Consider the following 13654-nt stretch of genomic DNA (forward strand, 5'->3'; position numbering starts at 1 on the left):
CGGCATGTCCGTCTCGCAGGTTATCGCTGCTTGCATGAGGCCCCTAAATCGAGGGTCACACCTGAGCGGTGATACCTGTCACATGATGCCGCGCTCTCTGGCACAGCGTGCCTGGAGTGAGGGGCCTCACCGGGCTGGGGTAAGCCCGGTGAGGCCCGCCGAACACCTCCGAAGGAGCACAAAGGCCCAGTTCAGGGCCCTGCTCTCCGGGGTGCGGGTCGGTTGGTCCCCACCCCAATGGGGGCCGGCCGACCTCATCCACGAGGTTTCGGCCTCGGACCGTCGACGGCTTTCGACCGTCCGGGCGTGAGGGCTCGCGGAGTCTTGGGGCAAGGGGTGCCGTGCGGTGGGAGGCGACAGAAACGGGCTTCCCTCGCGCGACAGGTCCCTACGACGCTGCAGCGGTGGCCTGCGGCTGCTAGCCGGGGAGGACGGGAATGTCCCGGTGGCTGTCCCGGGTACCGGCCACGCAGATGCGGGCGGCGACACCGCGCACGAGGCTCAGCGGAGCCCGGCTGCTCAGCGTGACGGCATGCTCGTCGCCGTGACGCGGAGTGCCGTTGTCGGCCATGGAACGGCTGCAGAGCGTGCCGGCCGGACGGCCTCCGGGCACGTGCCCGACCGGGACGGCGCCTCCGACGCTTGCGGACGGCCCGGCATGGGCTGCGCGTCTGATGTGGTGCGCGCGGCCGTGGTCTGCGTGACCGTGGGCAGCGCGATCGGCTTGTGTGGCCCGGTACTGGTCGCCATGCACGCCGTGCACGCCATGCGCCAGGGGGTCCGCTTCCCCGGTCCGGCCAGGGGAGGCAGGTGTGTCGGGCGGCGACACCGTCCCACCCGGCTGCGGATCGACCGTGACGGGCGCGGGCAGGGGGTGACTCGGGAACGCCGGGTAGCCGGGGACCCCGGGCAGATCCGGCGTTCCCGGGACCGTGACGTCACCATCAGGAGGAGCGGGCGAGCCCGGCAGCCCGGGCAGGTCCGGCATCGCCGGCGCGTCAGCCAGGATCGGCAGGTCGGGCAGGGCAGGCACGGACGGTGCCTTCGGCGGTACGGGGAGCGTCGGCACCTTCGGTGGTACGGGCAGGGCCGGCACATCCGGCAGCGCGGGGGCCTTCGGCGGCGGCGGCAGGCTCGCCTGCACCTTCACCAGCTCCCTACCGACCGACTCCCTCGTGCCATCGGCCACTCGTACGGCCCGCTCGCCCACGCCCCGGACGAGCTGAGCGCTGTCGGAGGGACGCTTCCGAACTGCCAGAGCGTGCGCATCTGACTGACCCCGGGCCGCCGAAGCGTCCACGTCGGGTCGGACCAGCAGTCTCTGCCCGCTGACCGACCGCCCGGCCGTGCTGTCCGCCGACGCCCGCACACCTTCCACTCCGTACGCCCGCACACCATCCGCCGCGTACGCCCGCTCGCCACACAGGAGCCCGATGACGAGCACCCCGCCCACCAGCAGCGCCACTTGGAGCGCACGCCGCCCGGCCGCCGTGCGCAGCATGCGCACGGCGGCACCGGACAGGGCTGCTGACGAGGTCAAGAGGGGGAGCTTCCTCCCGTGCGACGGAACAAGTGCGGAACGCATCACGCGTTACGGGCAACGAGTCGGCACAACGCGGTACTGCCCGGCGCGGCGCGCCCTGCCGAGCAGGCGCCGATCCTCGCACGGGAGTGCGGAGGTCGCGCAAGCCCCTCTCGGCTGATGGCCCGTCATATCCGTTTTACCGACCCGAATCGGACGACGATGCGTCGACAAATCGTCACACCGCATCCGGTATCGGCAGCGGCCGCTTCTCGATCGCCGCCGCCATCACCTCCGGGAACAGATCGGGCGTACAGGCGAACGCCGGTGCCCCCAGCGCGGCGAGCGCGGCCGCGTGCTCCCGGTCGTAAGCCGGTGCCCCCTCGTCCGAGAGCGCTAGCAGCGTCACGAACTGCACTCCCGACGCCTTCATCGCCGAGACCCGCTTGAGCATCTCGTTCCGGATGCCCCCTTCGTAGAGGTCGCTGATCAGCACGACCACCGTCTCGGCGGGCCGGGTGATCTGCGACTGGCAGTACGCGAGCGCCCGGTTGATGTCCGTACCTCCCCCGAGTTGCGTGCCGAAGAGCACGTCGACCGGGTCGTCGAGCTGATCGGTGAGGTCGACGACCGCCGTGTCGAAGACGACGAGTCGCGTGGAGATCGTCCGCATCGAGGCGAGCACCGCTCCGAACACCGACGCGTACACAACCGATGCCGCCATGGATCCCGACTGATCGATACAGAGGATGACCTCCTTCTTCGTGGACTGGGACGCCCGCCCGAACCCGATGAGCCGCTCCGGCACGATCGTTCGGTACTCGGGCAGGTAGTGCTTGAGGTTGGCCGCGATGGTGCGGTTCCAGTCGATGTCGTGGTGGCGGGGCCGGTTGATGCGGGCACTGCGGTCGAGGGCGCCCGTGAGGGTGGCCCGGGTGCGGGTGGCGAGCCGCTTCTCCAGGTCCTCGACGACCTTGCGCACGACAGCCCGTGCCGTCTCCTTCGTCGTCTCCGGCATGGCCTTGTTGAGCGACAGCAGCGTGCCGACGAGATGCACGTCGGCCTCCACCGCCTCCAGCATCTCCGGCTCCAGCAGCAGCGTGGCGAGACCGAGCCGGTCGATGGCGTCGCGCTGCATGACCTGCACGACGGAGGACGGGAAGTACGCCCGGATGTCGCCGAGCCAGCGCGCCACGGACGGCGCCGACGCTCCGAGCCCCGCCGAACGGTCCCGGCCCCCCTGCGGCTTCTCTCCCTTGCCGTAGAGCGCGGTGAGCGCTCCGTCCATCGCCGCGTCCTGCCCCGACAGCGCGCACCCGGTGCCGTCCGCCGTGTCACCGCCGAGCACCAGCCGCCACCGCCGCAACCGCTCCTGCGCCGGGTCCGTCACCTCGGCCGTCATCCGCGTCCTCCCCCGCGAGGCCGTTCCCACAGCGGGATCACCGGCACGGTCGTCGTCGGCCGGCCTTCCGCCCGGGGGCCGTCGCTGCTGGTGCCCGCCGCCTCGGTCCTCGGAGCCGGCTCGCTCAGTGCATCGGTCGTCATCCCGTCACCCCCGCCAGGTCGTTACCGGTTTCCTCTTCCACGTCGTCCAGCCCGAGCAGCAGCCGCACGACCGGCAGCACGGCATCCGCGCGCACCGTGTCCAGCTCGACCGCGAAGCCGGGTATGCCGGAGCCGGCCGCTGCCGAACCGCCCCCGGCCCCCGGCCCGCGCCGGACGAGCTCGCCCAGGGTCCGGCGCACCCCGGGCTCGTACGCCGAGAACGTCCGCCGCAGCAGGGGCAGTACGTCCGTGAACGCCTCCCCCGGCACCCCGGTCAGCCACGCGTCGACCAGCCCGAGCAGCCGCTCGTCGTGCACCAGGAGCATCCCGCCACCGGAGCCTCCTCCGACGAAGCCCTCGATCCACGCGGCCGCGTCCGCGGGCGGGGTGCCCGGTGACAGGACGAGCCCCATGAGCAGCGCCGCCTCGTCCTGCGCCAGCTCCCCGTCGTCGAGCAGGAGCCGCACGGCCCGCCCCCGGATCACCCCGGGCACGGTGTCCCGCCCGCTCAGCACGCGCAGCACCGACTGCCAACGGCCTCTCAAGTGGCCGTGTCCCGCCGCGGGTGCGTCGCCCAGGAGCCCCACGGCCCCGTGCACCGCGTCCACATGACGCCGCATCTCCTCGGCGGCGTCCGCGTCGAGCGCGGCGCAGGCCGGGGGCAGGCCGACGAAGACCCGCTCGGCCAGACCCGCGGCGACCTCACCCAGGGCCCCGGTGTCCGTGCCGCGCACATCGCCATAGCGCAGGGAGCGGACCAGGGCCGGCAGCGCCTGGGCGAGATGGCCGACGTCGGTGTCGAGGGCCGCCCGGTCGGCGAGGATCCGCATCACCGTGGGCAGGGCGTCGGGCAGTTCGGCCAGCAGGCAGCGCTCGGCGAGCGCGGTGACATCGGCGAGGCCCTGCGAGGCGACCCCGTCCGCCTCGGCCTTCGCTGTCGCGGCGGACAGTACGGTCGTCCCCCACACGCCGGCCTCGGCGACCCGCACCGACAGTTCGGGCTCCCAGCGCAGCCGCCAGGTCTCCCGGAACGTGCCCGTGCTGCCCCGCGAGGCGGCCGGTTCGCCCCACGCGACTCCGAGCAACCGCAGCCGGTGCAGCAGCCTGCTGCGGCCTGCGTCGGTCTCCTTGCGCAGGTCGAGCTCCAACTCCCGCTCCAGCGCCTCCGGTTTCAGCCGCAGCCGGCGCTGGAGCCGGGCGAGGTCCCGCTGCAACGGAACCGCCGGCGCCGTCGGCGGCACCTCCCCCAGTACGTCCCCCACGACCAGCCGGTCGTGCACCAGCGCCAGCGGTACGTCCGAGCCCTCGCACATCACCGCCCGCACCGCGTCGGTCGTCTCACTCAGCCCCGGCAGCGGACGGCCGCGCATCGCGGCGAGCGTCTCGGCCAGCCGCACCGCCTCGATGACATGCGCGGAGGAGACGATCCGGTCCTCGGCGCGCAGCAGCCCGGCCACCTTGGTCAGCCACCGCTCGACCGGCCGGTCCGGGGCGCTGAAGAGATGCCCGTACCAGCCCGGCGACTCGATGCCGGCCCCGTAGCCGCTGATCCGGGACAGCCTGCGGTGGGTCCACGGCACCCAGGTCATATCCGTCTTGACCTTGGGCAGCCCCTTCAGCAGCGCCTTGTCGGCGGCGACGGTCGTCTTCTGCCGCAGGGCGGGGACGTGCCAGGCCCCGCAGACGACGGCCACGCCGTCCTCGAACTCCCGCTGCGCGGCCCGCGTCTGGAGCCGCATATGGGCCTCCCGCACCAGGTCCCGGTCGTGTCCCCCGCTGCCGTAGGTCTCGCGCAGCGCTCCCATGGCCTCCTCGAGGACGGTGAACGGCGCGAGCGCGTCCCCCTTCCCCACGCCGCGGTGCTCCACGACGTCCTCCCACCACCGCTCCGGATCGTCGTAGCCGGCGGCCTCGGCGAGCACGCCGAGCGGATCGATCCGCAGGTCGGCGGAGCCGGGGCCCGAGTCGCCGTCGTCTTCGCCTTCGCGGTCGTCATCGCCGTCACCGTCGCTGTGGGCACCCGCCGCGTCCTCCTGCCTCCCCCAGACCAGCGTGTGCGTGGCCGGCAGGTCGATGAAGCGGGCCGGGACGTCGTGTGCCAGGGCCCAGCGGATGGCGACCCACTCCGGGGAGAACTCGGCCAGCGGCCAGAACGACGAGCGGCCGGGTTCGTCCACGGCATGGGCGAGCAGGGCGACCGGAGGCCGCATCTCCTCGTCGGCGGCGAGCGGGATCAGGGCATCGGCCTCGGGCGGACCCTCGATCAGCACGACCCGCGGCCGGGCCTCCTCGAGCGCCGCCCGTACCGCCCGGGCCGACCCCGGCCCGTGATGCCGCACCCCGAGCAGCAGCGGCCCGGCCCCGGCGCCCCGGCCCTCAGCCCTCTCCAAGCCTGTCACGCCAACCCCCTCCCCTCCATACGCACCTCTGACGGCCCCGCCCCGTACCGCTCACACGCTCACCTCACGGCAGGCCCGGTAGAAGTCCTTCCAGTCGTCGCGCTCGCGGACGACCGTCTCCAGGTACTCCTGCCAGATGACGCGGTCGGCCGCCGGGTCGCGGACCACCGCGCCGAGAATGCCCGCGGCGACGTCGCTCGGCCGCAGCACGCCGTCGCCGAAGTGGGCCGCCAGGGCGAGTCCGTTGGTGACGACGGAGATCGCCTCGGCCGTGGACAGCGTGCCGCTGGGCGACTTCAGCTTCGTCCGGCCGTCGGCCGTGACCCCGTCGCGCAGCTCCCGGAAAACCGTGACGACCCGGCGGATCTCGTCGAGGCCGTCGGGCGCGGCCGGCAGGTCGAGGGAGCGGCCGATCTGGTCGACGCGGCGCGAGACGATGTCGACCTCGGCGTCGGGGCTCTCCGGCAACGGCAGCACCACCGTGTTGAAGCGGCGGCGCAGTGCGCTGGACAGGTCGTTGACCCCGCGGTCGCGGTCGTTGGCCGTGGCGATCAGATTGAAGCCGCGGACCGCCTGCACCTCCTGGCCCAGTTCCGGTATCGGCAGCGTCTTCTCCGACAGGATCGTGATGAGCGTGTCCTGCACGTCGGCCGGGATACGCGTCAGCTCCTCGACGCGGGCGGTCATGCCGTCGGCCATCGCCCGCATGACCGGGCTGGGCACGAGGGCGTCGCGGCTCGGGCCGTGGGCCAGCAACCGCGCGTAGTTCCAGCCGTACCGGATGGCCTCCTCCGGTGTGCCGGCGGTGCCCTGCACCAGCAGCGTGGAGTCACCGCTGACCGCCGCGGCCAGGTGCTCGGACACCCAGGTCTTCGCCGTGCCGGGCACGCCGAGCAGGAGCAGGGCGCGGTCGGTGGCGAGCGTGGTGACCGCGACCTCGACGATGCGGCGCGGGCCCACGTACTTCGGTGAGATCACCGTGCCGTCCGGCAGCGTGCCGCCGAGCAGGTAGGTCGCGACGGCCCACGGCGACAGCTTCCAGCGGGCCGGGCGGGGGCGGTCGTCCTGCGCGGCGAGTGCGGCGAGTTCGCCGGCGAAAGCGTCCTCGGCGTGCGGCCGCAGCGCCTCGGCACCGTCGGTCTGCGATGTCGGTTCAACGGACACAGGCATGGCTGAGTCCCCCTCCAGCTCGGCCGGTTCGGATCTGGCAACCACGTTGCACCACACCACTGACAATGCGTTCTGACCTGCGCAAACACTGTGCCTGAGCCGCTCGCGGACCCGATTGTCAGTGGTGGGATCTACCTTCGATGGCATGACTCAGCAGGGGGTGCGCTGGACGGCGGGCCAGGTGCTGGCACTGGCGCCTGACACCGCGTCACGCAAAGCGGGAAGCAAACTCGGCGCGCCGGGGCCGTGGTCCGAGGCGGGGAGCTCCGACGAGGGGACGGTGTGGGGGCTGTGCAAGGGCAGCGGAAGCAAGCCGTATCAGACGGTCGTCGACATCGCGGACGCCTCCGGGCCCGCGTACAAGTGCAGTTGTCCGAGCCGCAAGTTCCCGTGCAAGCACGCTCTCGGGCTGTTGCTGCTCTGGGCGGGCGGCGACGGAGCGGTGCCATTGAGGCAGGCACCGGAATGGGCCGGGCGGTGGCTGGCGGGGCGGCGCGAGCGCGCGGAGGAGAAGAGTGCGGGAGAGAACCCGGCTTCGCCGTCCGGGTCCGCTGATCCGGAGGCCGCGCGGCGCCGGGCGGAGCGGAGGGCCGAGCGGGTCACGGCAGGCGCGGTGGAGCTGGAGCAGCGCCTGGCGGACCTGTTGCGCGGCGGCCTGGCGACAGCGGAGCAGTCCGGCTACGGCCTCTGGGAGGAGACGGCGGCCCGTATGGTCGACGCCCAGGCTCAGGGCCTGGCCGCGCGGGTCCGTGAGCTGGGAGCGATCCCGTCCACCGGTCCGGGCTGGCCGGTGCGACTGCTGGAGGAGTGCGCGCTGCTGCATCTCCTCGGCCAGGGCTGGCTGCGCCGCGAGCGGCTGCCGGACGGCCTCGCCGCCACCGTCCGTTCGCGGATCGGCCTGCCGGCCTCCGCGGAGGGCCCGCCGGTGCGGGACCGCTGGCTGGTGCTCGCCCAGTACGACACGACAGACCCACGCCTGACGACCCGCCGGATCTGGCTGCACGGCACCGCCTCGCACCGGACCGCGCTGCTCCTCTCCTACGGCGCCGCCGGCCGCGCCCCGGAGCTGGCGCTGCCAGTAGGCCTGAGCCTCGATGCCGAGATGTCCGCCTACCCGGGTGCCGGGCAGTCGCGGGTGGCCCTGGGCGAACAGTTCGCGCCGCCCGCGCCCACGGACATACGTCCGCCGGGGGTGACGACGTCGCAGGCGGCGGCCCGGTACGGCGACGCCCTGCGCGACGATCCGTGGCTGGAGTCCGTCCCGGTGACGCTGGACCGGGTCGTCCCCACCCCGGACGGCGGCTCCTGGCAGTTGGCGGACGCCGACGAGGACGCGGCGCTGCCGCTCGCCCCCGGCGCGCGTTCCCGGCCCGGCCTGTGGCGGCTCGTCGCCCTGTCCGGCGGTGCCCCGGTCAGGGTCTTCGGCGAATGCGGCCACCAGGGCTTCACTCCGCTGACGGCCTGGCCCGAGGGCCCGGGCGACGGGGTGGCGCTGTGCTGAACCGACGGCGGCGGACCGGCCTTTCCGACCCGACCCACCCTTCCCATGAAGCAACTGAACCAACGCATCTTTCAGTCATCACGGGACAACCGGTAAGGGTGAGACTTCAACCACTCCCGGGCGCCCCGCGGAAAGGAAGCTCATGACCAGGACCTCCGCTTCTGTGGACGCGCCCGTCACGGGCGCCTGGGAGGGGCTCGTCACCACGGCGCTGCTGGGCACGGACCGGCGTACCCCGCCGGGCGCCGGGCCGGGCCCTGAGGCACCGGTGGCCCTGCTGGACGCGGCGGCGGCGGAGACCGTGCGACGCCGGGCCGGTCTGCGTCCGGCGCGGGCGGCGGAGCGCCCGCAAGCGGCCCCGGAGGACCCTCGTCCCCCGCTGCCGCCCGCGGCGGCCCGCAGACTCGCGCTGCTGCTGGCCGACCGCCCCGGCCCGTCCGGCGGCGGCCGCCGGGGCGCCGCGCCCGACCTGATGGAACTGCTGCCCCAGTGGCTCGCGGCGGCCAACACCCGCGGTTTCGCACCGCCTCCGCACGCGCTTCCCGCACTGCTGGACGCGGCCCGGGGGCGTACCGACCTGCGTCCGGCGGTGCTGGAGTTCGCGGGGCCGCGGGCCCTGTGGCTGGCGCGGCTGAACCAGGACTGGCGGTTCGCCCTGCGTTCGGCACCAGGCGGTGGAGCGGCCCTGCCGCACGTCGATGACGAGGACCGGATTCAGCGGCTGTGGCAGGAGGGCCTGTTCGCCGAACGGGTCGCTCTCCTCTCAGCCCTGCGCTCCCGCGAACCGGCCGCCGCACGCGAACTGCTCGCGGCGACCTGGGCGACGGAACGGGCCGAGGACCGGCTGATGTTCCTCGACTCCCTGCGTGCGGGCCTGGGCCCGGACGACGAGCCGTTCCTGGAACAGGCCCTGGCCGACCGCAGCCGCAACGTCCGGGCGACGGCGGCGGAGCTGCTCTCGGCGCTGCCCGGTTCGGCGCTCGCCGCGCGGATGGCGGTCAGGGCGGAGGCATGTGTGGCCATCGACCACACGCAAACCCCACAGGCGGCACAGACTCCCCAGACCACTCAGATCGCGCCGACCACACCAACCGCACCGACCGCACCGACGATCGCCGTCGAAGCACCCCACGAGTGCGACCCGGGCATGGAGCGCGACGGCGTCGTGGCGAAGGCCCCGGCGGGACGGGGAGAACGGTCCTGGTGGTTCGGCCAGTTGGTGGAGGCGGCACCGCTCGGGACCTGGTCACGGCGGCTGGGCGGGCGGACACCCCGGGAGATCGTGGCGATGCCGGTGGCGGACGACTGGCAGAGCGAACTGCACGCGGCGTGGTGCCGCGCGGCGGTGCGCCAGCGGGACGCCGAGTGGTCGCGTGCGCTGCTCGGCGAGCCCTCGGCGCCGGAGGCGGGCGGCCCGGGCGCGGTGTCCCTGGCCGAACGCGCCAAGCTGCTCGGCACGCTGGGCGCCGCCGAACGGGCCGAGTGGGTGGCCGGCTTCATCGCGGCGCACGGCCTGTCCGAGGCCTTTCAGCTGCTCGGGGTGTGCGTGGTGCCGTGGTCCGGGCCGCTCGGCCGGGCAGTGGTGGACGCGCTCAACATCGCTCGGGACGCAGGGAGTTATCCATGGAGTTTCAGCGGGGTCATGGGCCTGGCCGAGCGCTGCCTCGACCCGTCCGAGGCCGGCCGCCTCGACGCTCTGCTGGCCGTACCGGACGAACCGGAGGACGCGTCACCCGGAGCTGGAGGCTATTGGGCGGAGGCCTTCCATCGCCTGGTCACGACCCTGCGGCTGCGCGCGGCGATGGCCGAGGAACTGGGCACGGCGTAGACCCGCCAGCGCCCGAGGGCTGCGCAAGGAACCGGCCCCGGCCGACAACAGGCCCACCAGCCCCGACTCCGGGCCCGGTTCCGGCTCCGGCTCCGGCTCCGGCTCCGGCTCCGACCAGCCGAAGCCGTCCCGGCCCCACCGCCGGAGGCCTACGCCCCGGCCGGCTGGCGTACGTTCGTCCGGACCCACTCCACGATCGACGTCGTCGTCGCGCCGGGCGTGAAGATCTCCGCGACGCCCTTCTCCTTCAGCAGGGGGATGTCCGCCTCGGGGATGATCCCGCCGCCGAAGACCAGGATGTCCGCGGCGTCCCGCTCCTTGAGCAGCTCGATCACCGCCGCGAAGAGCGTGTTGTGCGCGCCGGAGAGGATCGACAGCCCGATCGCGTCGGCGTCCTCCTGGATCGCCGTGTCGACGACCTGCTCGGGAGTCTGGTGGAGCCCCGTGTAGATGACCTCCATACCGGCGTCACGCAGGGCCCGCGCGATCACCTTGGCCCCGCGATCGTGGCCGTCGAGCCCCGGCTTGGCCACCACTACGCGGATCGGACCGGCTGCCACACCCATCACTGCCTCCATGAAGCGAATACATCCATCCGTACCGACAAGTACCGCACACATCAGGCACGCCGTACACGCCGCACCGCACGGACACCCCGCCCCGCATCGTCCGGGCAAGTGAACGAACGTTATCTCCAGGATCCCGCAACCGGCAGTTTCGTGCTGCGGACCGAGGGGGAAATCACACGATGGGACAAGCGCAAGGGGAGCCGCGACGAAGTCGCCGTACCGCCGCTCCACCCACCACGCACAGCGGCGGTACGGCACTTCGGTGAAGACACGCAAGGCAAGAACCGCACGTACGGCACATACCGCACACAGGGGACCACTGGCGCCACAAACGCCACACGCCACACTCAGGCCCCGCGGCACACGCGGCTCAGGTCGCTCACGTGCTCATTGTCGGCCGTCTTCGCAGCAGCTTTCCACGAGGGCACACGGGGGGCGGAGCCGTCCTTCCACGTGCCGACAGGAGGTCGGCCATGAAGGTCACCAGGGCTGCTCTGCCCTTTCTTCCGTTCTGCCAGCGCCTGCTGCCGAGCCGACTGACAGGACTCTCCCTGGCACTTCTGAAGGCCACCGCCCTGGAGATCGCGATCCTGGCCGGGCATCTCCTCCTCTACCCCTCCGGCATCACCCAGGAGCGACGAGCACCCGCCCCGGCACTGCCCACGACGGACGGCGCCGCCCAACTGCCCACGGAGGCCAAACCCCCGGTCCTCCTGCTGCATGGCTTCATCGACAACCGCTCGGTCTTCGTCCTGCTGCGCCGCAGCCTCGCCCAGCACGGCAGGCAGCAGATCGAGTCCCTCAACTACTCGCCGCTGACCTGCGACATACGCGCCGCGGCCGAGCTGCTCGGCCGGCACATAGAGGAGATCTGCGATCGCACCGGGGCCCGGCAGGTCGATGTCGTCGGGCACAGCCTCGGCGGCCTGATAGCGCGTTACTACGTTCAGCGGCTCGGCGGCGACGCCCGCGTCCGGACGCTCGTCACCCTCGGCACGCCGCACTCCGGCACCCGAGTCGCGCCCCTGGCGGACGCGCACCCCATCGTGCGCCAGATGCGCCCCGGCTCACCGGTGCTCGAGGAGCTCACTCGGCCCGCCCCTGACTGCCGTACGCACTTCGTCAGCTACTGGAGCGACCTGGACCATGTGATGGACCCGCTGGAGTCGGCCCGCATCGACCATCCCGATCTGACGGTGCAGAACGTGCGGGTGACCGGCATCGGCCATCTCGCCCTGCCCGTGCACCCCGCCGTCGCCAACGGAATACGGCAGGTCCTCGACACGGCCCACCCGGGTGAACCGTCCGTCGATCACACCGGCGGCCTCACGGTGGCCTGACACCGGACCCGACCGATGCGCGTATCGCATCGAAACGTCGAACAAACTTCGAACACAAAGCCAAACCCGCGCCCGCCGTCCGCCAAAACACGGCCGAATGCCCGTTTCATGCGCGCGCGAAACCTGCCGAAGATTGTCGTGCCCGCGTACCGCCGGGTACAGTCGCCGCACTGCTCTGGCAGCCCCTGTTGTCGAGGCGAAAGAGAAGTTGGTGAACGACCGTCACCCGTCGGGGACCATGCCCCCGGCTCCGGCTTCCGAGGCCGCCTCGGCGCACTACGCGTCGTACGGCACCCAGGAAGCCCAGTACGGCGACTTCACCACGTACGGCGACTACGCCGCCACCGGATTCGACGCCACCGGTGCCCACACCACCGGTACGGACGGCGCCGGTTTCGATGCCACCGGGCACACCACCGCGAGCTTCGCCAGCGACCCCCTCTTCGGCAACCTCCCGGGCAGCGGCCCCGACACGGGCACGTACGACACAGGTCACTGGCCCACGGGCACGCACGAGAACCCGCACTACGACGCGTACGCGGCCCAGCACCACGCCGCCTACGACACCGGTGTCTACGACACGACCTCCTGGCCGGCCCAGCAGCAACCGCTGTCGGTCATCCCGCCGCAGGCCACGTCCCCCGACGCCACCGGCCAGTGGGACACCGGCGCCTGGCTCCAGCCCGACCAGTCCGGCAATCCGGCCGACCAGACCCAGCAGTGGGAATGGGGCACGCAGGCCTTCGACACCGGCACCTACGACGCCACGCAGTGGAACTCCGACGGCTCCGCCGCGCCGTCCCCCGACGGGTACGAGCAGCACGCGGACGCCTTCCACCAGCACGAGACGGCGACGTTCGAGCAGATCGGCTACGACGAAGCCACCGGGGCCGCCTACGACGACCCCGCCGCGGACGGCGGTGAGCCGGCCACCACCGGCGAACTGCCCACCGTCACCCCGCTCCTGGACGGCCAGGAAGAGGTCGGCCCGCGCACCGCAGCACGAGCGGCCTCGCGCGCCGGGTCCCGCTCCCGCCGCCGTACGCCCCCCAAGCGCTCGGCGCTGATGACCATCGCGGTGCCCTCGGCGTGTGTGATGGGCGTCGCGGGGATCGCCGCCGCGTCCGTCGGCAGCCTCACCGAGGACAGCGCCGCGGAGGCGCAGACCACCGCGGCGGACGCGCAGCCGGTGCAGCCGGCCGCCGCCAACAACAAGCTGGACACGCAGCTGCAGAGCCTCTCCGCCGGCGCCGACGACTTCGCCGACCGGGCCAGCCGTACGCAGGAACGTATCGACCTCAAGGCTCAGCAGGCGGCCGAGCGGAAGCGAGCGGCGGAAGAGGCGGCCCGCAAGGAGCGGCTGCGCCCGAAGTTCGCCCTGCCGGTCGCCCGCCACGGACTCAGCGCCCAGTACGGCCAGTCCGGCATCAACTGGATGTCCCTGCACACCGGCATCGACTTCCCCGTCTCGTACGGCACGACCGTGATGGCCGCGACCGACGGCACCGTCCGCACCCAGTGGAACAGCGCGTACGGCAACATGATGGTCGTGACCGCGAAGGACGGCACGGAGACGTGGTACTGCCACCTCTCCACCTATACGGTCCCCTCCGGTACGACCGTGAAGGCCGGCGATCCGATCGCGCGCTCGGGCAACTCCGGCAACTCGACCGGCCCTCATCTGCACTTCGAGGTGCATCCGGCCGGCGGCTCGCCGATCGACCCGCTCCCGTGGCTGCGCAGCCACGGCGTCGACCCGACGTAACGCCCCGGCAGCCTC

The 13654-nt window shown here is 72.7% G+C and carries 9 protein-coding genes; 4 read left to right on the forward strand and 5 right to left on the reverse strand.

Annotated features, from left to right (window positions below; all coding sequences use genetic code 11):
* Positions 1 to 418: 418 nt before the first annotated feature.
* From OG542_RS15275 to OG542_RS15290, 4 genes are all read right to left on the reverse strand, one after another.
* A complete protein-coding gene (locus OG542_RS15275; RefSeq protein ID WP_328411413.1) occupies positions 419 to 1540 on the reverse strand; it encodes a hypothetical protein in 1122 nt (373 codons plus the stop codon).
* 220 nt (positions 1541 to 1760) lie between these two features.
* On the reverse strand, positions 1761 to 2924 hold the full coding sequence (locus OG542_RS15280) for a VWA domain-containing protein (RefSeq protein WP_328411415.1): 1164 nt from the start codon (positions 2922 to 2924) through the stop codon (positions 1761 to 1763).
* A 139-nt stretch (positions 2925 to 3063) separates the two neighbouring features.
* Complete coding sequence (locus OG542_RS15285) at positions 3064 to 5466, reverse strand: DUF5682 family protein (protein ID WP_328411417.1); 2403 nt, start codon at positions 5464 to 5466, stop codon at positions 3064 to 3066.
* Positions 5467 to 5517: 51 nt separating this feature from the next.
* Positions 5518 to 6636: an ATP-binding protein gene (locus OG542_RS15290; RefSeq protein ID WP_311127362.1), complete on the reverse strand. Its 1119-nt coding sequence runs from the start codon at positions 6634 to 6636 to the stop codon at positions 5518 to 5520.
* A gap of 145 nt (positions 6637 to 6781) precedes the next feature.
* On the opposite strand from OG542_RS15290, the gene OG542_RS15295 reads away from it, so the two are divergent.
* Complete coding sequence (locus OG542_RS15295; protein WP_328411420.1) at positions 6782 to 8137, forward strand: SWIM zinc finger family protein; 1356 nt, start codon at positions 6782 to 6784, stop codon at positions 8135 to 8137.
* A gap of 142 nt (positions 8138 to 8279) precedes the next feature.
* Complete coding sequence (locus OG542_RS15300; protein WP_328411422.1) at positions 8280 to 9965, forward strand: DUF5691 domain-containing protein; 1686 nt, start codon at positions 8280 to 8282, stop codon at positions 9963 to 9965.
* A 149-nt stretch (positions 9966 to 10114) separates the two neighbouring features.
* Here OG542_RS15300 and OG542_RS15305 read toward each other — a convergent pair whose 3' ends face one another.
* Positions 10115 to 10531, reverse strand: a complete 417-nt coding sequence (locus OG542_RS15305) for a cobalamin B12-binding domain-containing protein (RefSeq protein WP_184591296.1) — start codon at positions 10529 to 10531, stop codon at positions 10115 to 10117.
* A 476-nt stretch (positions 10532 to 11007) separates the two neighbouring features.
* Here OG542_RS15305 and OG542_RS15310 point away from each other — a divergent pair, with 476 nt between their 5' ends.
* The gene (locus OG542_RS15310; protein ID WP_328411424.1) at positions 11008 to 11874 is read left to right on the forward strand and encodes an alpha/beta fold hydrolase; all 867 of its coding nucleotides are present in this window, start codon (positions 11008 to 11010) and stop codon (positions 11872 to 11874) included.
* Between the two features lie 97 nt (positions 11875 to 11971).
* Complete coding sequence (locus OG542_RS15315) at positions 11972 to 13639, forward strand: M23 family metallopeptidase (protein WP_328411426.1); 1668 nt, start codon at positions 11972 to 11974, stop codon at positions 13637 to 13639.
* Positions 13640 to 13654 lie beyond the last annotated feature (15 nt).

The sequence above is a fragment of the Streptomyces violaceus genome (assembly GCF_036014075.1).
Classification (GTDB): Bacteria; Actinomycetota; Actinomycetes; order Streptomycetales; family Streptomycetaceae; genus Streptomyces; species Streptomyces violaceus.